At 53.2% G+C, this 25,340-nt stretch carries 19 protein-coding genes, 1 tRNA gene, 1 other RNA gene and 1 pseudogene; 12 read left to right on the forward strand and 10 right to left on the reverse strand.

Translation table 11 applies throughout. The features are described from left to right. Position 1: 1 nt before the first annotated feature. The 6 genes from urtC to atzF all read right to left on the reverse strand — a co-directional run bounded on the left by urtC (position 2) and on the right by atzF (position 10,408). The gene (gene urtC, locus D6C13_RS10925; protein ID WP_120132775.1) at positions 2 to 1,075 is read right to left on the reverse strand and encodes an urea ABC transporter permease subunit UrtC; all 1,074 of its coding nucleotides are present in this window, start codon (positions 1,073 to 1,075) and stop codon (positions 2 to 4) included. Next, entirely contained in the window at positions 1,075 to 2,652 is a 1,578-nt protein-coding gene (gene urtB / locus D6C13_RS10930; protein ID WP_120132776.1) for an urea ABC transporter permease subunit UrtB, read from the reverse strand. The genes urtC and urtB overlap by 1 nt, the downstream gene beginning before the upstream one ends. A gap of 144 nt (positions 2,653 to 2,796) precedes the next feature. Next, a complete protein-coding gene (urtA, locus tag D6C13_RS10935) occupies positions 2,797 to 4,065 on the reverse strand; it encodes an urea ABC transporter substrate-binding protein (RefSeq protein WP_120132777.1) in 1,269 nt (422 codons plus the stop codon). An 85-nt stretch (positions 4,066 to 4,150) separates the two neighbouring features. Continuing rightward, positions 4,151 to 4,873 (reverse strand): GntR family transcriptional regulator, encoded by a 723-nt coding sequence (locus tag D6C13_RS10940; RefSeq protein WP_120132778.1) that lies wholly within the window; start codon positions 4,871 to 4,873, stop codon positions 4,151 to 4,153. A 26-nt stretch (positions 4,874 to 4,899) separates the two neighbouring features. Continuing rightward, the gene (gene uca, locus D6C13_RS10945) at positions 4,900 to 8,547 is read right to left on the reverse strand and encodes an urea carboxylase (RefSeq protein WP_120132779.1); all 3,648 of its coding nucleotides are present in this window, start codon (positions 8,545 to 8,547) and stop codon (positions 4,900 to 4,902) included. A gap of 10 nt (positions 8,548 to 8,557) precedes the next feature. Next, positions 8,558 to 10,408 carry an allophanate hydrolase gene (gene atzF / locus D6C13_RS10950; protein WP_120132780.1) on the reverse strand — a complete coding sequence of 617 codons (1,851 nt, stop codon included), beginning with the start codon at positions 10,406 to 10,408 and terminating at the stop codon, positions 8,558 to 8,560. Between the two features lie 342 nt (positions 10,409 to 10,750). Here atzF and D6C13_RS10955 point away from each other — a divergent pair, with 342 nt between their 5' ends. From D6C13_RS10955 to D6C13_RS10975, 5 genes are all read left to right on the forward strand, one after another. Next, positions 10,751 to 11,215, forward strand: coding sequence for a MarR family winged helix-turn-helix transcriptional regulator (locus tag D6C13_RS10955; RefSeq protein ID WP_425272712.1), 465 nt, complete (start codon positions 10,751 to 10,753; stop codon positions 11,213 to 11,215). Positions 11,216 to 11,351: 136 nt separating this feature from the next. Continuing rightward, positions 11,352 to 11,774 (forward strand): organic hydroperoxide resistance protein, encoded by a 423-nt coding sequence (locus tag D6C13_RS10960; RefSeq protein ID WP_112291684.1) that lies wholly within the window; start codon positions 11,352 to 11,354, stop codon positions 11,772 to 11,774. Positions 11,775 to 12,016: 242 nt separating this feature from the next. Further along, positions 12,017 to 13,696 carry a kdo(2)-lipid A phosphoethanolamine 7''-transferase gene (gene eptB, locus D6C13_RS10965; protein ID WP_120132782.1) on the forward strand — a complete coding sequence of 560 codons (1,680 nt, stop codon included), beginning with the start codon at positions 12,017 to 12,019 and terminating at the stop codon, positions 13,694 to 13,696. Between the two features lie 100 nt (positions 13,697 to 13,796). Then, positions 13,797 to 13,873, forward strand: a tRNA-Pro gene (locus D6C13_RS10970). Between the two features lie 33 nt (positions 13,874 to 13,906). After that, a non-coding RNA gene (locus tag D6C13_RS10975) (RtT sRNA) lies at positions 13,907 to 14,036 on the forward strand. A gap of 62 nt (positions 14,037 to 14,098) precedes the next feature. On the opposite strand, the gene D6C13_RS10980 is transcribed toward D6C13_RS10975, so the two are convergent. Both D6C13_RS10980 and D6C13_RS10985 read right to left on the reverse strand, forming a co-directional pair. Then, positions 14,099 to 14,578, reverse strand: coding sequence for a type II toxin-antitoxin system YhaV family toxin (locus D6C13_RS10980; RefSeq protein WP_120132783.1), 480 nt, complete (start codon positions 14,576 to 14,578; stop codon positions 14,099 to 14,101). A 6-nt stretch (positions 14,579 to 14,584) separates the two neighbouring features. Further along, positions 14,585 to 14,929 (reverse strand): type II toxin-antitoxin system PrlF family antitoxin, encoded by a 345-nt coding sequence (locus D6C13_RS10985; RefSeq protein WP_120132784.1) that lies wholly within the window; start codon positions 14,927 to 14,929, stop codon positions 14,585 to 14,587. An 831-nt stretch (positions 14,930 to 15,760) separates the two neighbouring features. Here D6C13_RS10985 and dppA point away from each other — a divergent pair. The 5 genes from dppA to dppF all read left to right on the forward strand — a co-directional run bounded on the left by dppA (position 15,761) and on the right by dppF (position 21,557). Continuing rightward, complete coding sequence (gene dppA, locus D6C13_RS10990; protein ID WP_120132785.1) at positions 15,761 to 17,368, forward strand: dipeptide ABC transporter periplasmic-binding protein DppA; 1,608 nt, start codon at positions 15,761 to 15,763, stop codon at positions 17,366 to 17,368. Between the two features lie 205 nt (positions 17,369 to 17,573). Next, positions 17,574 to 18,593, forward strand: coding sequence for a dipeptide ABC transporter permease DppB (dppB, locus tag D6C13_RS10995; protein WP_120132786.1), 1,020 nt, complete (start codon positions 17,574 to 17,576; stop codon positions 18,591 to 18,593). Between the two features lie 10 nt (positions 18,594 to 18,603). Further along, complete coding sequence (gene dppC / locus D6C13_RS11000; RefSeq protein ID WP_120132787.1) at positions 18,604 to 19,518, forward strand: dipeptide ABC transporter permease DppC; 915 nt, start codon at positions 18,604 to 18,606, stop codon at positions 19,516 to 19,518. 10 nt (positions 19,519 to 19,528) lie between these two features. Next, positions 19,529 to 20,554, forward strand: a complete 1,026-nt coding sequence (dppD, locus tag D6C13_RS11005; RefSeq protein ID WP_120132788.1) for a dipeptide ABC transporter ATP-binding protein — start codon at positions 19,529 to 19,531, stop codon at positions 20,552 to 20,554. Continuing rightward, complete coding sequence (gene dppF / locus D6C13_RS11010; protein ID WP_120132789.1) at positions 20,544 to 21,557, forward strand: dipeptide ABC transporter ATP-binding subunit DppF; 1,014 nt, start codon at positions 20,544 to 20,546, stop codon at positions 21,555 to 21,557. The genes dppD and dppF overlap by 11 nt, the downstream gene beginning before the upstream one ends. Before the next feature lie 267 nt (positions 21,558 to 21,824). On the opposite strand, the gene ompA is transcribed toward dppF, so the two are convergent. Both ompA and D6C13_RS11020 read right to left on the reverse strand, forming a co-directional pair. Next, positions 21,825 to 22,874 carry a porin OmpA gene (ompA, locus tag D6C13_RS11015; RefSeq protein WP_120132790.1) on the reverse strand — a complete coding sequence of 350 codons (1,050 nt, stop codon included), beginning with the start codon at positions 22,872 to 22,874 and terminating at the stop codon, positions 21,825 to 21,827. A 160-nt stretch (positions 22,875 to 23,034) separates the two neighbouring features. Next, positions 23,035 to 23,664 (reverse strand): helix-turn-helix domain-containing protein, encoded by a 630-nt coding sequence (locus D6C13_RS11020; RefSeq protein ID WP_120132791.1) that lies wholly within the window; start codon positions 23,662 to 23,664, stop codon positions 23,035 to 23,037. Between the two features lie 325 nt (positions 23,665 to 23,989). Here D6C13_RS11020 and D6C13_RS11025 point away from each other — a divergent pair. Then, positions 23,990 to 24,888 (forward strand): annotated as a pseudogene (locus tag D6C13_RS11025) (DUF3289 family protein). Further along, entirely contained in the window at positions 24,885 to 25,325 is a 441-nt protein-coding gene (locus D6C13_RS11030) for a DUF943 family protein (RefSeq protein ID WP_120132792.1), read from the forward strand. Before D6C13_RS11025 ends, D6C13_RS11030 begins: the two are co-directional and overlap by 4 nt. The last annotated feature ends 15 nt before the right edge of the window (positions 25,326 to 25,340 follow it).

Raw genomic sequence — 25,340 nt, forward strand, 5'->3', positions numbered from 1 at the left:
ATCAGGATTTCCTCTTACGCAGCAGGCCAATTACGCCTTGCGGCAGAAACAAGGTGACCAGAATAAACATGCCGCCGAGAACAAATTGCCAGTATTCGGGAATGGCGACGGTGAACCAGCTTTTCGCGCCGTTGACGATGCCCGCGCCGATAATCGGGCCGATCAGCGTGCCGCGTCCGCCAAGCGCCACCCAGATGGCGGCTTCGATGGAGTTGGTTGGCGACATTTCGCTGGGGTTGATGATGCCGACCTGCGGCACGTACAGCGCGCCCGCCAGCCCGCACAGCATGGCGGAAATCGTCCAGACGAACAGCTTGAAACCTTTCGGATCGTAGCCGCAGAAAATCAGCCGGTTTTCGGCGTCGCGCACTGCCGTCAGCACGCGGCCATATTTACTGCGCGCCAGCGCGAAACCGAGCGCAAGGCTGGCGACCAGCACCAGAACCGTCGCCAGAAACAGGCCGACACGCGTGCCGGTGGCGGTGACCGGAAAGCCGAGCAGGGTGGTGAAACCGGTGAAACCATTGTTGCCGCCGAAGCCGGTTTCATTGCGGAAAAACAGCAACATACCGGCGTAGGTCAGCGCTTGCGTCATTATGGAAAAATACACGCCTTTAATTTTTGAGCGGAAAGCGAAATAGCCGAACACAAACGCCAGCGCGCCGGGTACCAGAACAATCAGACACAGTGCCCAGGCGAAATGCTGGGTACCTGCCCAGAACCACGGCAGTTCAGTCCACGACAGAAACGACATGAAATCCGGCACCCCGCTGCCTGCGGCCTGGCGCATTAAATACATGCCCATCGCATAGCCGCCGAGCGCAAAAAACAGTCCGTGACCGAGCGATAACAAACCGGCGTAGCCCCAGACCAGATCGAGCGCGATCGCGACGATCGCATAGCAAAGGATCTTACCGAGCAGCGTCAGCGTGTAGGTGGAGATCGCCAGCGGATTAGTGGCGGGCAGCAGCGCCAGAAACGGCATCACAATCAGGATGATGAGCACCAGCGTGCCCACCGAAATCGCAATCTTCGGCGCTTTTTGTACGCCGGTAATCGTCAGCGGCTGGCTCATCAGTCAATCACCCTGCCTTTGAAGGCGAAGAGTCCCTGCGGACGTTTCTGGATAAACAGGATTATCAGCGCGAGGATCAGGATTTTCCCCAGTACTGCGCCAATTTCCGGCTCAAGAATTTTGTTCACGATGCCCAGACCAAAAGCCGCCACCACGGTGCCTGCCAGTTGTCCGACGCCGCCGAGCACCACCACTAAGAAGGAGTCGATGATGTAGCCCTGACCGAGTTCCGGACCGACGTTACTCAGTTGCGACAGCGCAACGCCGCCCAGACCGGCGATACCGGAACCGAGGCCGAACGCCAACATATCGACACGTCCGGTCGGTACACCGCAGCAGGCCGCCATCGCGCGATTTTGCGTCACGGCGCGCACGTTCATGCCGAGGCGCGTTTTATTGAGCAGCAGCCAGGTCAGGCCGAGTACCAGCAATACAAAGATGATCACCGCGATGCGGTTGTACGGCAGCACCAGATTGGGCAGCAGCTGAATTCCGCCGGAGAGCCAGCCGGGATTCGCCACCTCGACGTTTTGCGCGCCAAACAGCACGCGCACGCCCTGAATCAGGATCAGGCTGATGCCCCATGTCGCCAGCAGGGTTTCCAGCGGACGACCGTATAAATGGCGGATGACGGTGCGCTCGAGCGCCATGCCAATCCCCGCCGTGATGAAAAAGGCCACCGGCAGCGCGACCAGCGGATACAGTGCCAGCAGCCCCGGCGTGTAGTGCTGAAACAGCGACTGCACCATGTAAGTCGAATAGGAGCCGAGCATTAACATCTCGCCGTGCGCCATGTTAATCACGCCCAGCAAACCGTAAGTGATCGCCAGACCGAGCGCGGCGAGCAGCAGAATCGAGCCGAGCGATAAACCGGTAAAGGCCTGCCCAAGTAAATCGCCGATCATCAGGCGATGCTGCACGGCTTTCAGGCTGGCCAGCGCGGCGTTACGCACTGTGGCATCAGGCTCGGTTTTCGGATCCGTCAGACTTTGCAAACGGCCTTGTGTGTCCGGATCGCCCGATGTGCCGAGCAGTTCAACGGCTTTCAGACGTATCTGCGGGCTGGGATCGGCCAGCTGTAAATTTGCCAGCGCGATGGAAAGGGCGTCGTGAACCGTGCTGTCTTTTTCCAGTTCAAGACGATGCGTCAGCAGCGGCAACTGATCGGCCTGCGCTTCACGTTGTAAGGATTTGGCGGCCTGCAAGCGAACGGCGCTGTCGTTGCTGACCAGACGGTGCGCGGAAAGCGCGTTGGCAATCAAAATACGCAGGCGGTTGTTCAGCCAGACTTTCCTGGCCTCGCCCTGCGGTTTGACGTCGCCCTCCAGCGGCGTCAGATGATCGCCGTTCTGGATGAACGCGTGTTTTGCTTCGTCGATGACGACGTTTTCCTGCTTCAGCGCCTCGAGCAGCGGCAGCCTTTCCGGCTGCGGATCCGTCGCCCAAAGCTGTAATAACGTGGCCTGCTGACTGCGGCTGGCGGCAGCAAAGTCATTCGCCGCACCCGCCTCGGCCAGAAGCGGAAGGCAACAAAGCAGGAAAAGCAGTGGCCTGAAGTGAGATAAAAAATGCGTCATGATATTTTCCTGTTGCCCGGAGTTCGTTGCTAAACCCCCTCCCAGCCTCCCCCTTCGCAGGGGGAGGAGTGAAAAGCGCCGATCTGCTCCCTCCCCTGCGAAGAGGAGGGTTGGGGTGGGGTATTAATGGCGACTCATGAATTATCAGTGAGTCGTCTTCACCGGGGTATCTGGTTTTTTATCGTTACCCGCGATGTATGGGCTCCACGGCTGGGCGCGGATAGGTTTGTCGGTCTGCCAGACCACGTTGAACTGACCGTTGGATTCGATTTCGCCGATCATCACGGGTTTGTGCAGGTGATGGTTGGTTTTATCCATGGTCAGTGTGAAGCCAGAAGGTGCAGCGAAGGTTTGTCCGGCCATGGCGGCGCGGACTTTATCCACATCCGTCGTCCCGGCTTTTTCCACCGCCTGCGCCCACATATGGATGCCGACATAGGTCGCTTCCATCGGGTCGTTGGTGACAGCGGTATCGGCGTTTGGCAGTTTGTGAGCTTTGGCGTAGGCCTTCCATTCGGCCACGAATTTCTTGTTGGTCGGGTTATCAACAGACTGGAAGTAGTTCCATGCCGCGAGGTCACCGACCAGGGGTTTGGTGTCGATGCCGCGCAGTTCTTCTTCGCCAACCGAGAACGCCACTACCGGCACATCGGTCGCTTTCACGCCCTGGTTCGCCAGTTCTTTGTAGAACGGCACATTGGAATCGCCGTTGATGGTGGAGATCACCGCAGTTTTGCCGCCGGCGGAGAATTTCTTAATGTTGGAAACGATGGTCTGATAATCGCTGTATCCGAACGGCGTATAGACTTCTTCGATATCGCTGTCTTTCACGCCTTTGGAATGCAGGAAGGCGCGCAGGATTTTGTTGGTGGTGCGCGGATACACATAGTCCGTGCCGAGCAGGAAGAAGCGTTTAGCCGCACCGCCGTCTTCACTCATCAGATATTCCACCGCCGGAATAGCCTGCTGGTTAGGCGCGGCGCCGGTGTAGAACACGTTTGGCGACATCTCTTCGCCTTCGTACTGCACCGGATAGAACAGCAGACCGTTCAGCTCTTCAAATACCGGCAGCACCGATTTACGCGACACCGACGTCCAGCAGCCGAACACCACCGCGACTTTATCCTGCGTCAGCAACTGGCGGGCTTTTTCGGCAAACAGCGGCCAGTTAGAGGCCGGATCGACTACCACCGGCTCCAGCTTTTTACCCAGCACGCCGCCGTGGGCGTTGATGTCGTCAATGGTCATCAGTGCGATGTCTTTGAGCGGCGTTTCTGAAATGGCCATGGTGCCGGAAAGCGAATGCATGATACCGACTTTAATGGTGTCGGCAGCCTGGGCGCTCCAGGCTAAGCCCATGCTGACTACGGTGGCGGAAAGAGCAAAGGCTTTAATAAAACGTCGACGTTGCATAGATGAATCCTCTGTAAAAATGCTGTGATTTAAATAAGTTAAGAGAACGCTGTTATGGTGAAAGTCGAAAAAACATTTAAAAAAGTCATGACGGGTTGCCCTCGTCACTCTCCGCCCGCGCCCGGTGCAGCATATGCAGAGTAATTTTGCGCACCTCGGCTTTACTGACGGCAATGTGATCATGTAGCTGACGCTGTGCCTCCTCAGTTTGTTGATGAATGATGGCGAGCAAAATGCTCGCGTGTTCTTTGTAAGTGGCGTTCACACGCTCACCTTTGGTGAAATCCAGCCGCCGGATGATGCGGATTTTCTCCGTCAGCTCGCGATGTATTCGCGCCATCTCGGCGTTACCGGCGGCCGCCACCAGCGTCATGTGAAACTCTTCGTCATAACGCGAAACCAGCTGACCGTCTTCGAGTTGCGGCTGGTCAATCCAGAACGCTTTCAGCCCGGCAAGTTGTAACGGCTGCAGGGACGGCGGAAGGGCGCAAAGACGTTTCACCGCTTCCAGTTCCAGCACGATGCGCAGATCATAAAGTTGCTCGAAAAAGTCGAAATCGAACGGACGAACCTGCCAGCCGCTGCGGAAAAACACCTCGACGTAGCCTTCGTGTTCCAGCCAGAACAGCGCCTGACGCACCGGTGTCCGGCTGACGTCCATCCGGTCGGCGATGTCGTTTTCGCTGAACCGGTCGCCCGGCAGCAGACGAAAGCTGAAAATGTCGTCTTTCAGCTGCTGATAAATACGTTCCGCCAGTCCTTCCGGACGGCTTTTACTGCGTGAAGATTTCGGGCCCGTCAGTTGCATGAAATATTCCCTGTTTGTCGATAGCGTTAAACGGCTGCGTCCAGCCACAGCAAGGCATCACCCGGCCCGACCGGACGGCCCTGCTGGCAACTGATTTTCAGTACGGTTCCGGCACATGGCGCATTCACCGAGAGTTCCATTTTCATGGCTTCGACCACGATCAGCGGCTGGCCTTCTTCGACCTGCTGACCCGGCTCCACCAGGATTTTCCAGACGTTACCGTTGAGGTCAGCGCTGACTAAATGCCCGTCCTGACCTGCATCGTCTTCCACCCACTGCACGGCATTGGCGGCGGCTTCCACTGCGGCGCTTTCCGCTTCGTGCCAGTGCGCAACTTCGCGGGTAAAGGCTTCTGACTGCTTTGTGCGGAAATCAGCAATATCGGCGGCGTTATCAGCAAGAAATTGCGTATATTGCGTAAAATCGAACTCGGTCTCTTCGATGCGAACTTGTGTGCGGCCTTCGCGGAACGCCTCGCGCTGAATGTCCAGTTCGGCTTCGGTGACCTCGTAGAAGCGCACCTGATCGAAGAAGTGCAGCAGCCACGGCTCGCCGTTTTTAGACTGCTCGTTGCTGAGACTTTTATTTTTAAGGAAGGTGTTCCAGATCGGCAGCGTGCGGCCAACCAGCTGATAGCCACCCGGCGAATCCATGCCATAAATGCACATGTACATGCCGCCGATACCGACCGTGCCTTCAGCGGTGAACGTGCGTGCCGGGTTGTATTTGGAACTGAGCAGACGATGGCGCGGATCGACAGGCACCGCACAAGGCGCGCCGAGATAGACATCGCCGAGCCCGAGGATCAGATAGCTGGCGTCGAGGATGATGTTTTTCACTGCTTCGCGGCTCGCCAGCCCGTTGGTGCGCTGGATGAAATCGACGTTATTCGGCAGCCACGGCGCGTCGGCGCGCACGGTTTGCTGATAACGTTCGACTGCACCGAGCGTGGCGGAATCTTCAAAGGCCATCGGCATATGTACGATGCGGGTCGGGATTTTGAGCTGGCTGACATCAGTCAGGTTGTGTTCCAGCGTCAGCAAATGCTGGAGCAGCGCCGTCTGATGCAGCACGCGGCTGTCGTAGCGGATTTGCAGCGAACGCACGCCCGGAGAAAGTTCTTCAATGCCCGGCTGGCCCGCGGCTTTGATGGCGTTCATCAGCAGATAAATGCGCATACGCACCGCCAGATCCAGCACGTTATCGCCGTACTCAATCAGCACGTAGCCGTCGCCCGCCTGACGGTATTCCACCGACGGACAGTCTGCTGTGGCCGGTAGGGCCGCAAGAATAGTGGCGGATGCGGTGGTATCCGGCAGCAGCGACGGCACCGGCAGCGCCATCGCGTTAACCGGCATCAGCGAATCGAGCGTGCCCTGCTGCGCCAGTTCCAGCGCCTGCGCCTGTTCAAAACTGATCGGATGGAAACGGATCTTATCGCCCGGTTTTACCTGTCCGACTTTCCACAATTCGGCTTTAGCGATGGTCACCGGGCAGACGAAACCGCCGAGGCTTGGCCCGTCGCGGGTCAGAATGACCGGGAAATCGCCGGTGAAGTTAATCGCGCCGATAGCGTATTCACAGTCATGCACGTTCGACGGATGCAGACCGGCTTCGCCGCCGTCCTGCCGCGCCCACTGCGGTTTCGGGCCGACCAGCCGCACACCGAGACGGTTAGAGTTGTAATGCACCTGCCATTCAGATTGAAAGAAAATGTCGATGGATTCTTTGGTGAAAAAATCCGGTGCGCCGTGCGGCCCGTAAAGCACGCCGATATTCCAGATATCACCGTAAGGCGGCACGATATTTTCCGCCGCTGCCAGTGGTAAACCAACCGGGGCAGGCGTGGTGCAGGCGGCGAGTTCCGGCTGCGAAACGGTCAGCATATCGGCGACGCGCAGCGTGCGGCCTGCGTGCCCGCCAAACTGCCCGAGCGCAAAGGTGGAGCGGCTGCCGAGATAGACCGGCACGTCGAAACCGTTACGCACCGCGAGATAGGTACGGCAACCCTGCGTCGCGCGCCCCAGTGTCAGCGTCTGACCGGCTTTTACATCCACCGGCTGCCAGTAAGAAACCGGTTCGCCATTGAGCGTGGCAGGACAACGTGCGCCGGTCAGGGCGATAATTGCGTCGCAATGAAAACGCAGCACGGGCCCCTGTAATGTGAACTCCAGACCGGCGGCATCCAGATGATTACCGACAATGCGGTTGGCGAGGCGGAAGGCAAAATCGTCCATCGGGCCGGAAGGCGGCACGCCGACATCCCAGTAACCGAGACGTCCCGGATAATCCTGCACGCTGCTGTACGTGCCGGGCGCGATGACTTCGATGGCTTTCGGTGCATAGGCAAAACTGTCGAGCATCCGCGTCCACATGTTTCCGTCGCGGAACACCGGCGTGGCGACCACCTGACGCAGATAATCAATGTTGGTGGCGATGCCGTGCAAACGCGTAGCAGCCAGCGCGGCAGACATTTTTGCCAGCGCGTCCTGCCGGTCCGTACCGTGAACAATCAGTTTGGCGATCATCGGGTCGTAAAACGCCGACACTTCGCTGCCGGTAGAAACCCAGCCGTCGACACGCACGTCTTCAGGGAAAAATACTTCGGTCAGAACACCGGGGCTTGGCTGGAAGTTCTTCAGCGGATCTTCGGCGTAAATACGCACTTCTACCGAGACGCCCTGCGGGGCTTTTTCCATCGCAGACCAGTCCAGAGGCTCGTCTGCGGCGACTTTCAGCATGCAGTCGATGAGATCTAAACCGGTGACCATTTCGGTGACCGGATGCTCCACCTGCAAACGGGTATTCACTTCGAGGAAATAAAATTCGTCGCGCGCGGCGTCATAGATAAATTCAACGGTTCCGGCACTGCGGTAATTTACCGATTCACCCAGCTGCACGGCGGCGCGGTGTAATGCTTCGCGGCTGGCCTGCGGCAGATTTGGCGCAGGCGTTTCTTCCACCACTTTCTGATTACGACGCTGCAACGAACAGTCACGTTCCCCGAGCGCCACCACGCGGCCTTTACCGTCGCCAAAAATCTGCACTTCGACGTGACGGGCGCGATCGACAAAGCGTTCCAGAAATACACCGGCGTCGCGGAAAAACTGCTCGCCGAGACGCTTCACGCTGTCCCACGCGGCGCGCAATGCCTCTTCGTCGTCACAGCGTGTCAGGCCAATGCCCCCGCCGCCAGCGGTACTTTTCAGCATGATCGGGTAACCGATGTCTGCGGCTGCTTTGACGGCATCTTCAATGCTTGCGAGCAAACCGGTGCCCGGCGTCATTGGAACATTCGCAGCCCCGGCTAATTCGCGGGCGCGGTGTTTAAGGCCAAACTCGCGGATTTGTCCGGCAGTCGGCCCGATAAACGCAATTCCCGCCGCTTCACAGGCATCGGCGAATTCTGCGCTTTCGGATAAAAAGCCGTATCCCGGATAAATTGCCTGTGCGCCGGTTTTTTTCGCGGCGGCCAGAATTTTGTCGATCATCAGGTAGCTTTCACTGGCCTTTTCGCCGCCCAGTGCGATAGCGATATCGGCCTGCGTGACGTGTGGTGCGTTGCGGTCAGCGTCGGAATAAACAGCCACGCTGGTGACGCCCAGGCGTTTCAGCGTCCGGATGGCGCGGCAGGCGATTTCGCCACGGTTAGCAATTAAAACGGTGTTAAACATGTGCACGCCCTCAGCTTTTTACCGGTGAAGAATTCAGGCTCTGGATGTAATTTCTCCAGCCACCAAATGCCGTGATTTCCGTGGCTTCCGGGATCGCCCATGGCTCGCAGATAAAGCCTTTCACGATGCGACCATCGGCCAGTTCAAGCGACCCGATACCGAGCGGTGCCGGGATTTCAGCGACGAATTCGCCAAAGCGCGCCAGCGGGATATCCCACAATTCGACGATAATCGCGCTGCCGCTTTCAGCCCGCACCAGCCCCGGTTTTGGCGGTTTGGTGTTGGCGAGGGCGTAAAGTTTGTAGGTTGCGGCGGTGGTGGTTTGCTCGACGCGCACCGCGTTTCGGCGGGTGAGCTGGAAATTGAGCGGCATGCCGGTCAGGTGCGCCCCCACCACGGCGACGCGTACGCTGGCAGCACTGGCTGGCGCGGGGGTCATAAATTCTTCGGGCTTCATCGCCAGCCCGGTCGCGCCGAGCGGCAGGTTCAGGCTGCGCTGCCACTGGCGGCCAAAGATCGCCAGCGCATCGTCGTGCCAGGCAGGGGCGAGCAGCGTGATACCGGCGGGCAGGCCGTCGGCGCGCAAACTGGAAGGCAGCGCCAGTGCGGACAAATCAGCCAGATTGGTGAAGTTGGTGTAAATGCCGAACTGCGAGTTGTAGAGCACGGGCTCCTGCACCATCTCTTCCTGCGTGCGGATGGTCGGGGATGTGGGCACGACCAGTGCGTCAAATCCTTCCAGCGCCAGATTGATTTTACGCGACAGTTCAGCGCGTAAATATTCGGCGCGCCAGGCGTCGCACGCACTGTAGTTCAGGCCGTTGGCGACAATCCCGCGGACTACCGGATCCATCACCTCAGGGCTTTCTTCGAAAATTTCGCCGACGGCTACGGTGCGTTCTGCCACCCATGCACCGTAATACAATTGCTCCGCCAGCTCGCGGAACGGGGTGAAATCAATCGTCTCCAGCGTGACGCCATGGTGACGCAGGCGGTCGGTTGCCTCGCTGAAAGCCGCTTGTGCCAGATCATCACCAAAAAACTCCACACGGTCAGGGATGGCGATGCGCGGCTGTGCCGGAAAAGCCACCGGCGCGGTATGCGGATTTTTACGTGAATAGGCATCGGCGGCGTCATATCCGCCTGCGGCATGGGCTACGGTTTGGGCGTCGCCCACGGTGAGCGTAAAAATGGAGACGGCATCGTTGAGGCGACAGGCCGGAACCACGCCGGTATTCGACAGCCAGCCTTTGGTCGGTTTCAGCCCGACGACATTGTTAAAGCCAGCCGGCACGCGACCTGAACCGGCAGTGTCGGTGCCCAGCGAAAAGGCGACCAGACCGCGGGCCAGAACAGAAGCTGAGCCAGAGCTTGAACCGCCGCTGACGTAATCAGGATTGAAGGTATTGCGCACCGCGCCGTAAGGGGAGCGGGTACCGACCAGTCCGGTGGCGAACTGATCAAGATTGGTTTTCCCGATGACCACCGCGCCTTTGGCTTTCAGATTAGCAATCACGGTGGCGTCGGCTTCTGCGGTATAGGCAAATGCCGGACACGCCGCCGTCGTCGGCCAGCCCGCGATATCCATATTGTCTTTGACGGCAAACGGCACGCCAAACAGCGGCAGGGCGCTCAGCGAACCTTCGGCCTGAGCACGCAGGGTTTCAAGACGGATGATTTGCGCTTCAAGTTGTTCTGCCGTGGCGAGATAAATCCAGGCATTGTCTGTTTCACTCAGGCTCCCGAGAACCAGAGAAAGCGTGGTGCGCAGGCTGTCTGGCGCACTGCGGTAATGCTGCTGCCATTCCCGCAAGGTAAAACCGCGAAAGGGTGATGCGACGGTATCTGAAGCTGGAGGCATGTTTTGAATCCCATCTGGTATACAAGATTGAATTCATCTAAGCAAAGCCTGTGCCAGATTATTATTCATTGATATTGTTGGGTTTGTGTTTTGTTGTATGCCCGTGTTGTATATTTGTTGCACCACAGAGGGCATGCAACTGAACAAAAATGGGGCGAAAATTTGCGCTTCGCGCCGTCGTCACCAATCCTGATAACATTATGGTGTTTCTCTTATTGCTCAGAAGCGGCATATTTTTTAACTCAATCTTTGCGCCAAACTTTCTTTAAGGGATCCGCCCCGCCCCGGTGTAGTGAAAAGAAAGCGCTTGCGATTATATCGCACACTATATATATTGGTGGCATGAACATGACAACAGATACCGACTCAACACAAAACGGCATGCTGCATCTGGATCAACAGATGTGTTTCGCGCTGTACTCCGCGAATCTGGCGCTGCATAAGGTTTACCGTAAGTTGCTCGGGCAACTCGACCTTACGTATCCACAATATCTGGTGATGCTGGTGCTGTGGCAGCGTGATGAAGTGACGGTATCTGAAATCGGCGAAAAGCTGTTTCTCGATTCTGCTACCTTAACGCCGCTGTTAAAGCGTCTGGAAACCGCAGGTTTACTGATGCGTCAGCGGGCGAAAGCGGATGAGCGTCAGGTGATTATCTCCCTGACTGCAGAAGGCAGGGCGTTACGCGAGAAAGCGCAGGGTATTCCCGATGCTATTTTGTGTGCGACCGATTGTCAGGTAGGCGAGATTGTCGCGCTCAAACAGCAGCTGGAAGTATTGCGATCTAAACTTCAGGACAAAGCGTAAAACCGCGTTTTGCTCAAAGAGTGTTAAACAGACGAGTCTGAAGGAACAACGTGGATTCGTCTGGTAGAATCAAATAAGTAGCGTGCGATTAAATCGCTTAATATTTTTGTAACTCTCACTGATTAAGGAACGAAATATGTCTATTGAAAAAGTTGTGTATCGTGCTCATGCCTCAGCCACCGGCGGCCGTGATGGTCGTGCGACTTCTGACGACGGTGTTCTTGACGTCAAACTGGGTGTTCCAAAAGAAATGGGCGGTATGGGCGGCGGCACCAACCCTGAGCAGCTGTTCGCAGCGGGCTATTCCGCTTGTTTCCTCGGCGCTCTGAAAGCTGTGGCAGCACAGGAAAAAATTAAGATCCCTGCGGATGCGAAAATTGAAGGCGCGGTAGGCATCGGTGCAATTCCTGGCGGTTACGGTATCGAAGTACAGCTCGATATCACTTTGCCGGGCTTTGAGCGCAGTGAAGCCGAAGCGCTGGTAGCGAAAGCCCATCAGGTTTGCCCGTACTCTAATGCGACCCGTGGCAATATCGATGTAACATTGAATATTAAGTAATTTTTAATCAGACCGCTTTCACCAGAAGGCGTTTTAAGAAAGTTCAGGGAGGCTCAGGCCTCCTTTTTCACGTCTGAAATACTCTCTCTGGTTTTGTTAATTTTTCTGTGCAACGCCTGTGTCCTGCGGTTCATGTAGGTATGTATATAAACGTAATCTCAGCATATTCCGTGAACTCGACGAGCAGAAACATGTCACAATGATTCAGAATCTTTCAAAAAACTTCCGGAAAATTACATTACATGAATAGAGTGAAGACTCTATCGCAGCAAAATATCTCAATATTGTTAGCGATTTACATTGGCATTTTCCTGAATGTCTCCGTGTTTCGACGCCGCTTTGCCGCTTTAATTAACCACTTCACTTCTACTGAACTGCTGCAAGCGGTCACCGAAGTTTGTGCCATCGTGTTGTTTACCTTTTTCGTTCTGCGTTTAATTTCGCTGGGGGGAAAACTGTTTTTCCGCATTATCGCCACGTTACTGGTGCTGATTTCGGTCGCAGCCAGTTATTACATGGTCATGTTCAATGTGGTGATTGGCTACGGCATTGTCGTTTCGGTCATGACCACGGATATCGATCTGAGTAAAGAAATCATCGGATGGCATCTGTTTATCTGGATGGCGCTGCTCAGTGCGGTTCCGTTATTCCTTATCTGGAAAAACAACCTGCGTCTGACGCTGATGGAGCAGATAAGAACGCCGGGACAACGCGCGCTGCCGCTGATTGTTCTGCTGGCGACAGCATTGCTGGTCTGGCTGCCGCTGCGTTATCTCGACCACCAACAAAGTGTGAATGAGAAGAAAACCAACGTCGATTTGCCGAGCTATGGCGGCGTCGTCGCGCACTCTTATTTGCCATCAAACTGGCTGGCAGCGCTGGGTTTATATGCTTATACACAGGTTGATGAGAGCCAGGACTCCAGTAATTACTTTGATCCGGCTAAGGAATTTACCTATGTGCCACCCGCGGATATCGACGATACCTACGTCGTGTTTATCATCGGTGAAACGACCCGTTGGGATCACTTAGGCATTCTGGGGTACGAGCGTGACACCACGCCGCGTTTGTCGAAAGAGAAGAATCTGGTCGCGTTCCGCGGGACGTCCTGCGATACCGCCACCAAGCTCTCACTGCGCTGTATGTTTGTGCGCGAAGGCGGTACGGCGGATAACCCGCAGCGTACGCTGAAAGAGCAGAACATTTTTGCAGTGATGAAATCTCTGGGCTTCACCTCAGAGTTGTTCGCCATGCAAAGCGAGCTGTGGTTCTACAATAACGCGGATACCAATAACTTCTCTTTCCGTGAAATCATCGCCTCTGAGAAGCGCAACGACGGTAAACCGGTCGATGACATGTTGCTGGTCAACGAGTTAAAGGAATCGCTCAGGACGCACCCGAAAGGCAAGCATCTGGTGATCCTGCATACCAAAGGTTCGCATTACCTGTATTCGCAACGTTATCCGCGCAGTTATGCCCGTTATACGCCGGAATGTAAGAGCAACACCTGTACCAAAGCGGAACTGATCAATGCCTTTGATAACAGCGTGTTGTACACCGATACCTTCATCGACAGCGTGATTGATCAGTTGCGTGATAAGAAAGCGCTGGTGTTTTACGCCTCCGATCACGGTGAATCGATTGATGAGAATTCGCACCTGCACGGTACGCCACGCGAAATGGCGCCACCGGAGCAATTCCGCGTGCCGATGATGGTATGGGCATCCGACAGTTTCCTGGAGCAACCGGACCACAAACTGGCGTTTGAGCAGTTACAGGCGCAACAGCGGGTGGGCGCGAAGAAACGCCACGTTGAATTATTCGACTCGATTTTGGGCTGCCTGGGCTATACCTCGCCGGACGGCGGTATCAACCCGGCGAACAACTGGTGTGCAAAACCCCAGGCAGAACAGAAGCCATAGGTTGTTTTGACGGCGTTTCGGATAAAATCTGGTCAGTCAGTTCGGATGTTATAAAAAGCCGTTGACGCTCTGAGGGGGTCGCAGTAAGATGCGCCCCATTCGGCGAGTAGCGCAGCTTGGTAGCGCAACTGGTTTGGGACCAGTGGGTCGGAGGTTCGAATCCTCTCTCGCCGACCACATTTGAAAAACCTGCTTTAAAAGCAGGTTTTTTTTCGCCTGTAGTAAACGAGGATGAGAGCCTCCGAAGGAGGTTTGAGCCGAGCGAAGCGAGACCACGTTGCTTTAGCAACGGCCCGAAGGGCAAGCATCGAAGATGCGCGTAATCCTCTCTCGCCGACCACATTTGAAAAACCTGCTTTAAAAGCAGGTTTTTTTTCGCCTGTAGTTTATGGAATTTCAGGGTTAGGGCTGCCCTTCCTGAGTCACAACATTGCGCGACTCTTCCCAAAGCGCCTGCCAGTTGTCGGGCGGTTTGCCGCTTTTGAGCATTTTGCTGAACACCCGGTAGGCATCTGTTTTACTCTCATACGCCCGCAATTCTTTATCATCATTGACCCAGGCGTAAATAATGATCCGGCTTTTCAGGTTATAACGAAAAAACAGCCGATATTGTTGGAAGAATTTTGCCCTGAACCAGTGTGAGAATTCCCCACCTAAAGTATCCCCTTGACGGAATTCACTGCGGGCCGGATCTTGCGGGATAGCGTCAAACATCAGCTTATTGATAGCGGCCAGCCGTTTGGTGGCATTCTTGCTTTTATAGCCAGCTGGATCTTTGCGGCGTAGCAAAACAACCTGATCAGTGAGTTCCTGTATCTGTTGCAGGATCAGTGGATGAGCGAGAAGGGTCCATCCGTTAATCTCCAGAGCCTGATTGTGCATAATCCGTTACTCGTCATCGTCAGAAAGCGGGCTCTCAAGATCGATAGCCATCCCTGCGGTCAGTACATTGATTTTTTCATGCAGGGATAACGTCACCGGTTGCATATTTGCCGGGCTATTGAGCATATCCGTCGCAACGAAATCGAGGAAGGCATTGATGACGGGATCTTCCGTTTCTTCGAGTTGCCTCGAAATAACCACCTGTCCGTCCGGCAAAATCTTGTACTGAATACGATCGTTTTCGGTGAGATTTAATGCCTTACGAATAGTAGCCGGAATGGTGGTCTGGAAACGGCGGGTGACTTTAGATTCTGCTTTGAATTTGATTCCCCATACTGCCGAGGCTGACATAATGAGACTCCCTGATGGTGCTTATTTGAGCGATTTTGTCAGCGTAATGCATTTGCACGTCCAATGCAAATGCATTGGTTATACGTGTTTAAATCTGCATACCCGTGCGCAAACCTGTCGGAAACCATCGCGTAAAAACTAGCAATAACTACGCCAAAATTTAAAATTTGGTTAGCCTATTCGTATCAACCCATGTCCATGTGGCGTATCCCTACTGCCGTCAAAGCAGCCAAAATCCGCACGGATCATCACCTGCACCACCAGTGTGCATTTGCGCTATTTTGGGGTGTTTTGCCGGTGCCGGGGCAAACACGTTCCCTGTAAAGCCACAGCCGTTTACTGCACTTGTCAGCATTTTCAGCTGGTTTCCACCCCTATCTCAAAAATAACCGTTCATATATTCATCATTTAGCCAGAAATTTTTAGGGATTTAAAATGGGCGAATGAGCCAGAAATATTCTTTTACAGAGGGGATTATGTGGTTATTGCCGGAACAAACTGAACATTCATCCTAATTTGGTTAACGAAATGTTTTTTTATGTTTGTTTGTTGTAACTCACAGTCTGTGTAAATGCCTGATGGTTATATTGACGTCAAGGATAGGAGTTGCCAAATTGATAGCCCCAAGGAAGACCAGTGATTATTTCCGGTACGGTTTTGTAAACACAACTTTACAGATCACAGGAAAAAAATGGCAGTTCACCATGCGCTGGTTGGACTTATTGCAGCGCACGAGCAAACACAGTCACCCGCAAATAAAAATAAAGGGTGACGTGAGCTGTATACACAACACACACATCCACATCACCATTAATCGATGGAGCAGAAGCGATGACAATCTCTTTAGGTAAGTCGGGGCTACTGAAATTCAGTATGGGCCTGATTGCGCTGACCGTTGCGGCCAGTGTCCAGGCAAAAACGTTAGTATATTGCTCTGAAGGTTCACCTGAAGGCTTCAACCCTCAGCTGTTCACCTCAGGCACCACGTATGACGCAAGCTCCGTGCCTATCTACAACCGTCTGGTTGAATTCAAGATCGGGACCACTGAAATCCAGCCTGGCCTGGCTGAAAAGTGGGACATCTCTGCTGATGGCAAAACCTACACCTTCCATTTGCGCAAAGGCGTGAAATGGCAGGACAACAAAGAGTTCAAACCAAGCCGTGATTTCAACGCGGACGACGTTGTGTTCTCCTTTGAGCGTCAGTTGGACAAAAATAACGCCTACCACGGTGTTTCTGGCGGCAGCTACGAATACTTCGAAGGTATGGGGATGGGCGATCTGATCAACAAGATCGTGAAAGTGGACGACAACACCGTGCAGTTCGTACTGAACCGCCCTGAGTCTCCATTCCTGGCTGACCTGGCGATGGACTTCGCTTCTATCCTGTCTGCGGAATACGCTGACAACATGATGAAAGCGAAAACTCCTGAGAAAGTTGACCTGGACCCAATCGGTACTGGTCCGTTCCAGCTTGTGCAATACCAGAAAGATTCACGCATCCTCTACAAAGCATTCCCGGGCTACTGGGGTACCAAGCCGCAGATCGACCGTTTAGTCTTCTCCATCACGCCTGACGCTTCCGTGCGTTACGCGAAACTGCAGAAAAACGAATGCCAGGTGATGCCGTACCCGAACCCGGCTGACATCGCAGCAATGAAAAAAGATAAGTCCATCAACCTGATGCAACAACCAGGTCTGAACGTGGGTTATCTGTCCTTCAACGTTGAGAAAAAACCACTGGATGAAGTGAAAGTGCGTCAGGCACTGACCATGGCTGTGAACAAAAAAGCCATCATCGAAGCGGTTTATCAGGGTGCTGGCCAGCCGGCTAAAAACCTGATCCCACCAACAATGTGGGGCTACAACAAAGACGTGGTGGATTACCCGTATGATCCAGCCAAAGCCAAAGAACTGCTGAAAGAAGCAGGACACGCAGACGGTTTCACTATCGATCTGTGGGCGATGCCGGTACAGCGTCCATACAACCCGAACGCACGCCGTATGGCTGAAATGATCCAGGCTGACTGGGCGAAAATTGGCGTGAAAGCCAACATCGTGACTTACGAGTGGGGCGAATACCTCAAGCGTGCGAAAAACGGTGAGCATCAGTCTGTCATGATGGGCTGGACCGGCGACAATGGGGATCCGGATAACTTCTTCGCGACCCTGTTCAGCTGTGCTGCAGCAAAAGACGGTTCCAACTACTCCCGCTGGTGCTACAAGCCGTTTGAAGACTTGATCCAGCCAGCCCGTGCTGAATCTGATCACGCTAAACGTGCTGCGCTGTACCAACAGGCTCAGGTTGTGATGCATGACCAGGCTCCTGCGCTGATCATCGCCCACTCCACTGTGTACGAACCGGTTCGTAAAGAAGTCAAAGGCTATGTCGTTGATCCTCTTGGCAAACACCACTTCGAAAACGTAAGCATGGAGTGATCGACTACTGAGCGCGCCGGGAGCTGCGTTGTGAGGTGCTCGCAATTTTTGCCTGCCTGAGGGTATGCCTCAATTGCGATGTTCCTCCGCACTGCTCACTGAGCGCTCACTACGTCTTTTAGTTCAGCGGTACATAGTTTTGTGAGCTATCCATAAGCCCGGCGAGCTACGGTTTTCCGGGCATTTTATACAGAGAGTACGGGATATGTTGCAGTTCATACTCCGACGTTTGGGGTTAGTTATCCCAACGTTTATCGGCATTACTTTGCTGACTTTTGCCTTCGTACACATGATACCAGGCGACCCGGTCACCATCATGGCAGGCGAGCGCGGGGTTTCCCCCGAACGTCACGCCCAGTTGATGGCAGATATGGGGCTCGACAAGCCTCTCTACCAGCAATATTTCAAATACGTGAACGGGGTGCTGCATGGCGACCTGGGCACCTCCTTAAAAAGCCGCATCCCTGTCTGGCAGGAATTTGTACCGCGCTTTAAAGCAACACTGGAGCTGGGTATCTGCGCGATGATTTTCGCGATCATTGTCGGTATTCCGACGGGTGTGCTGGCGGCGGTAAAACGGGGATCGATATTCGACCACACGGCTGTGGGGATATCGCTGACCGGCTATTCGATGCCCATATTCTGGTGGGGGATCATGCTGGTGATGCTGGTCTCGGTGCAGCTGAATCTGACGCCCGTATCGGGGCGAATAAACGATACCGTTTTCCTGGATGACAGCCTGCCGCTGACCGGCTTTATGCTGATCGATACGCTGCTCTGGGGCGAACCGGGTGATTTCGTTGATGCCGTAATGCACATGATTTTACCGGCTATCGTCCTGGGCACTATTCCGCTGGCGGTGATTGTGCGTATGACCCGTTCATCCATGCTGGAAGTTCTGGGCGAAGACTACATCCGTACTGCGCGCGCCAAAGGCGTCAGCCGTATGCGGGTGATCGTCATCCACGCACTGCGTAATGCGCTGTTGCCGGTGGTGACCATCATTGGTTTACAGGTCGGTACGCTGCTCGGTGGCGCCATTCTGACGGAAACCATCTTCTCCTGGCCGGGACTCGGCCGGTGGCTGATCGACGCACTCCAGCGCCGCGACTATCCGGTCGTGCAGGGCGGGGTGTTGCTGGTCGCTACTCTGATCATTGTGGTTAACCTGCTGGTAGATGTGCTCTACGGCGTGGTCAACCCGCGTATTCGCCACAAGAAATAAGGGGCGCACAATGTCTCAAACCACTGAGCCGGTCGCTAACGAGTTAGTGACGGCTGCGCCAGTGCCGATGCCGCCTTTGCGCGAATTCTGGCATTACTTCAAGCGTAACAAAGGGGCCGTTGTCGGCCTGGTTTACATCATTATCATGTTGGTCATTGCGATTGGCGCGAACGTGATTGCACCTCACCTGCCTGCTGAACAGTTCCGTGACGCGCTGCTGCGCCCGCCGGTCTGGATGGAAGGCGGCAGCTGGAAATTCCTGTTGGGCACGGACGACGTGGGCCGCGATATTATGTCGCGGCTGATGTACGGCGCGCGTTTATCGCTGCTGGTCGGTTGTATGGTCGTGGTGTTGTCGCTGCTCCTCGGCGTGGTTCTCGGCCTGTTTGCCGGTTACTACGGCGGTGTGACTGACGCCATCATCATGCGCGTGGTCGATATCATGCTGGCTCTGCCGAGCCTGCTGCTGGCGCTGGTGCTGGTGGCGATTTTCGGTCCGTCGATCGTCAATGCCTCGCTGGCGCTAACCTTTGTCGCCCTGCCGCACTATGTCCGCTTAACCCGTGCCGCGGTTCTGGTGGAAGTGAACCGTGACTACGTGACCGCTTCGCGCGTTGCCGGTGCCGGTGCTGCCCGCCAGATGTTCGTCAATATTTTACCTAACTGCTTAGCGCCGCTGATTGTTCAGGCATCGCTCGGCTTCTCCAACGCCATCCTCGACATGGCAGCGTTGGGCTTCCTCGGTATGGGCGCACAGCCGCCAACGCCTGAGTGGGGCACCATGCTGTCGGACGTCTTACAGTTTGCTCAAAGTGCCTGGTGGGTTGTGACCTTCCCTGGCGTGATCATTCTGCTGACGGTACTGGCATTTAACCTGATGGGTGATGGCCTGCGTGATGCCCTCGACCCTAAACTCAAGCAGTAAGGGGTTGGAGATGGAAACAACATTAACGAATGACGTTCAGGTCGGCAAAACATTGCTGACCGTGGATAAGCTCTCCGTTCACTTCGGTGACGAAGGGACGCCGTTCCGCGCCGTAGACCGTATCAGTTACAGCGTGAAACAGGGAGAAGTGGTCGGGATCGTCGGCGAATCCGGCTCCGGTAAATCGGTCAGTTCACTGGCACTGATGGGGCTGATCGACTTCCCCGGCAAAGTGATGGCGGAAAAACTGGAGTTTGGCGGGCGTAACCTGCAAGGCATCAGTGAAAAAGAGCGCCGTCAGATTGTCGGTGCCGAAGTCGCGATGATTTTCCAGGATCCGATGACCAGCCTCAACCCATGTTACACCGTCGGTTTCCAGATTATGGAAGCTATCAAGGTGCATCAGGGCGGCAACAAAAAGACCCGTCGTCAGCGCACTATCGACTTGCTGAATCTGGTCGGGATCCCTGACCCGGCTTCGCGTCTTGACGTGTATCCGCATCAGCTTTCCGGCGGAATGAGCCAGCGCGTAATGATCGCGATGGCGATTGCCTGTCGTCCAAAACTGCTGATTGCCGATGAGCCGACGACCGCGCTTGATGTGACCATTCAGGCGCAGATCATCGAGCTGCTGCTTGAGCTGCAACAAAAAGAAAACATGGCGCTGATGCTGATCACCCATGACCTGGCGCTGGTGGCGGAAGCCGCGCATCACATCATCGTGATGTACGCCGGTCAGGTAGTGGAATCGGCAAAAGCCACGGAAATTTTCCGTGCACCGCGCCATCCGTATACGCAGGCGCTGCTGCGCTCATTGCCAGAATTCTCCACTGACAAAGCCCGTTTACAGTCATTGCCGGGCGTGGTGCCGGGCAAATATGACCGTCCTAACGGCTGTCTGCTGAATCCGCGCTGCCCGTATGCAACTGACCGTTGCCGTAAAGAAGAACCTGCGCTGCGTGACCTCGCAAACGGTCGTCAGTCGAAGTGCCATTATCCGCTGGATGATGCCGGGAGACCTACTCATGAGTCCTGATAACACCCAATCGCAGCCGCTGCTGCACGCGATTGATCTGAAAAAGCATTATCCGGTGAAGAAGGGCCTCTTCGGCCAGGAACGCACGGTGAAAGCGCTCGACGGCGTCTCTTTTACGCTCGAACGCGGTAAAACGCTGGCGGTGGTCGGAGAATCAGGTTGTGGTAAATCCACGCTGGGCCGTCTGCTGACCATGATTGAAGTGCCGACCGGCGGTGAGTTGTATTACCGCGGTCAGGATTTGCTGAAACCTGATGCGACCGCTGAAAAGCTGCGACGTCAGAAGATCCAAATCGTGTTCCAGAATCCTTACGGATCGCTGAACCCGCGCAAGAAAGTAGGGCAGATTCTCGAAGAGCCGCTGTTGATCAACACCAAGCTGACCCGCGAAGAGCGCCGTGAGAAATCACTGGCGATGATGGCGAAAGTCGGCCTGAAAACCGAGCACTACGACCGTTATCCGCATATGTTCTCCGGCGGTCAGCGTCAGCGTATCGCTATCGCGCGTGGTCTGATGCTGGATCCGGATGTGGTGATCGCCGATGAACCGGTATCTGCACTCGACGTTTCCGTACGCGCGCAGGTGCTGAACCTGATGATGGATTTGCAGCAGGATTTGGGGCTGTCATACGTCTTCATTTCTCACGATTTGTCCGTGGTGGAGCATATCGCTGACGAAGTGATGGTGATGTATCTGGGACGTTGTGTGGAGAAGGGCTCGAAAGACGCCATCTTCAGCAATCCGCGTCATCCGTACACGCAGGCATTGCTGTCAGCGACGCCACGTCTGAATCCGGACGAGCGTCGTGAACGCATCAAGCTGACCGGCGAACTGCCAAGCCCGCTGAATCCGCCTGCCGGTTGTGCGTTTAACGCCCGCTGCCGCCGTGCGTTCGGCACCTGCAAACAGTTCCAGCCTCAGTTGAAACAGTATGGCGACCAGTTGGTTGCCTGTTTCGCTGTCGATCAGGATGAAACCGGGACAACGCAGACTGTGGCGTAAAACCGGTTTAACAGCAGAAATGAAAAACCCACGAAAGTGGGTTTTTCATAGGTATAGCCTGTATAAATCCCAAAAAAAAGCCCGATAACGAGTATTGGGCAAAGGGACTTAATGAAAATTTGGATGCTATTTCTACGATCTAAGTGTGAAGGAAGATCGGTTATTGAGGTTACTGCTACCACATTAATGGTTCATTTATCCGCATGGCGGGCTACTGAGCACGGTATGAATTCGTGACTTAGCAGCCCGCAGAGGGCAATTTTGGACTTATTTCTGACCGGTGATTTCAATCACGACACGGCGATCTGGCGCAAGGCAATCTTTCAGCTGCGCGGAAGGCATACTGTTATCGCACTGGGTACCGGTGACGGAATCGTTGCTACCGCGGCCTTCTGAACTGACGTTCTGAGCTGACAGGCCCTGAGCAATCAGTGCATCAGCAACGACCTGAGCACGTTTTGAAGAAAGCTGCTGATTGTATTGATCAGCGCCCAGACGATCGCTGTAGCCGATAACCATCGTGGAGCTGTTTTTGGCACCCTGCATTTCCGGGCTGTTGTACAGCTGAGTAATGGCCGCGTTACCTTCAGGCGTCAGCGTCGCTGAATCGTAAGCGAACAGGACGTCAGATTTCATGTTGAAGGTGGTGACTTCTGGTGCCGCCTCTGCTGCAACAGCGACAGGAACAGCAACCGGGGTTTCGTCATGCTGACCAAAACGGTAAACCAGACCAGCAGACACGGAGCTAACATCGCTGCTGATACCGATCTGATTGGAGTTGCCTACGTTGCTGACCCATTGGTATTCCAGACGGCCAGCCCAGTTTTTGTTGAAGGCATATTCTGTACCAACCGCGGCCAGAGGGCGCACACCCGTTTCAAAATTGTCATGACCGGCAATTTTGGTTTCTGCGCGATAAGCCATCGCACCTGCACGGCCATAAAGGTCCCAGCTATCGGTCAGGCCGTAGCTGGCTTTCAGGGACATTTGCAGACCCTGGCTTTCGAGTTTTGCGCCCGGAGCACCGTGATTGCCGTGAATATCCATATTGCCGAGATAATCGTAGCCGCCTTCTACTGCCAACCAGGGAGTAATCTGATAGCCGCCGAATACGCCGCCGCTGACATTATCTTTGTCGTAATCAAAGTCATTGGCTTTGCTCAGGTTATCATCGAAATTACCTTTGCCGCTGGCGTCAAAATAATGTGACCAGCCCAGTTTCGCACCAGCGTACCAGGTATTCGCATCCCCGGCGGCATAGGCAGTTGAAACAGCACAGACATTTAACACGAGTAAAGCGACAAGAGTCTTTTTCATAATTTCCCTGGATTTTTATTTTCTGCCCATCAGGACAGAATTTAATTACGTGTGATGTTGATCGGCAGGGATACTAATTAAAAAAGCAGACTCTTTAAAATGGTAAACCGTTTAAATCTAAACTTTGGGAGAATGAGAATTATTCACACCCCCAACGTTATTAGAATTCTTCAGGCAACGGATTCAGTTCCAGTAAATATCCGCCACGGCTTGTCGAAATATAATCGCCTTGTTTAAGGGCATGGATGATATTTAATACCGTACTGCGAGATAAATGCGTCCTCTCCTGAATATATTCGAGAATGGAAACCCGTAACCGGGTCTCAAGAGGCAACTGGATCATCTCCTGCAAATGGTTGCAGATGACCGAGTAAGTACGCTGCTGCACGACCAGCGCGTCGCGGTAAAACAGATAGCTGCTGAAATAGGAAAATGAGCTCGCGACATCCTGCCAAAGTTGTTTTTCAGTAAGAATGTTCATGGCCTGTTCGGCATCCACCCGGCGCAGCGTAGCCTGAGTGTCCACCCGCAAGGTTTGACAGTGCACGCCTTGCATAGCTTCCGCCACGCCAAACAACAGCGGATCATAGGCAGTGGCCATCACCAGCCCGTCAGTGGCGCGCAGGACAGATACTTCACCTTCAAGAAACAGGTAAAACTGAGGTTTGCCCTGATATGACCATGCCAATCTTTTGCGCGGCACCACGCTCACCGGTGTACTTACCGGCATAAGGGCAGAAATCAGGCGCTGAATTGACGCTTCCGGGCGTTCGGGGGGCATTATTTTCACGGTTTATTCTCGTTTCAAAAGACAGCATTATGTTAGCTATTATAGCCAAATAAGCCCAGCTTACTTTTTATCGTAACAGATTCTTATAACTTTTTCTAAATTGCAGCTAAGGATGCAACATCTGTTGTTTACTTGGCGTGGTTTTTATTTAATTATTAAGTTTGCAAACCAGATCAATAATTATTTAAACAATAATACTAATGTAATGTTCACCATAAAGTTGCGCGATGCATTATCCGCATGAATTTATGGTGTTTTAACATAAGCGAATTTTATCTATTCTCTTATGAATGGAGTAGTTTGAAATTACGTAAAAGGAATTTATATGTCACAAATCAGACTGCCTGCCAGAATATATACAACCCCCGCAGGTGCGAGGTCCTCAGATGATTTGCAGTATGGTGATATGACGGAGCAGCAGCTCAGATCTGTCTACCATCTGAATGATATTTCAGCAAGAGTAAATCCTTATACCCTGACTAAATTTGAAGAGATAAACGCCTCTCCTTTTTCGGATTATAATTTCCCAGACCGACCCTCTTCTTTACTCATCGATTACTTTCCAAAAAAGACGTCACGTCTTCTTCAACCTTACCCGGAAACAAAAAGTACGCTTTCAGTGAAACAATGCAGCGATATTCTTTTTGATGAAATGAGGGAACTGTCTAAGCCTTTCGCGTTATATGGCGTTTACAGCGGATTGATCGTGAAGATGATCAACCATATGCAAAAGAACAGCGGGTTGCCATTCAGGGATTATCTTTTTAATAAGGCACTTGAGGAACAGATTAGATATGATTTTTCTCAGATTAGCAGTTTAAGTACTATAAAAGAGACACTACTGAAGAACATAAATTGGGAAAAAATCTTTACACTCAAGATACTGAAACATTGCTTAGAAGAAATTTACAGTCGTGCATTCTACCAAAATTCAAAAGATTCAAAGATAACTTTAATGGTATGGGGATCTCCGTTCACGATACTTACGCCACTCAGATAACATTGACATCACTCTCGATTGACAATAATGAATATAAGGCAACTATCAATTATAAAGTTCAGGATCATTTTGGGTTGGATAAGAAAGATATTTCAAATTCTCAATTTAAAATGCTGAGATTTTTCAGAATTTGGTTTGTTTTGCAACGTTGGGAGAAATTGGGATTTAAACCATTTACGACTGAGATGGAAGCAAACATTACTATTAAAGGGGGCATTCGGTGAATAAAAAACATGTCATCCCCATAATGATTTTAATAATTATATTACGTTATTTTTTTGTTTTAAGAGATCCGAAAATTATCTATGTCCACGAAGATGAAGATAGTACCTATATCATAGTTAGAAACTTTCCCATTACGCAGCGGGGTAAGATTGACTGGTGGGAACATCATAAGGATTTAATTAGAGAAAAATATCAATTACCCAGCGTTGATTCTGATGGGAATTATTATGTTGCTATATTAGATGTCAGTGATGGTTTTAAGAAAGTTACAGAAGCTAATTTATATTGGTTTAGTTTTGAACATACCGAGCTCTATTGTTTTAATGAAATTAAGTCAGAGGATCGATGCATTGAGAAAAATTTCATCATGCAGATTAATAACGGAATGCAAAATAAAACAGACTATTTTATAAAGGGGAAGTACGTTACTAAATGAAAAGATTTTTATAAA

It is taken from the genome of Rahnella woolbedingensis (assembly GCF_003602095.1).
GTDB lineage: Bacteria > Pseudomonadota > Gammaproteobacteria > Enterobacterales > Enterobacteriaceae > Rahnella > Rahnella woolbedingensis.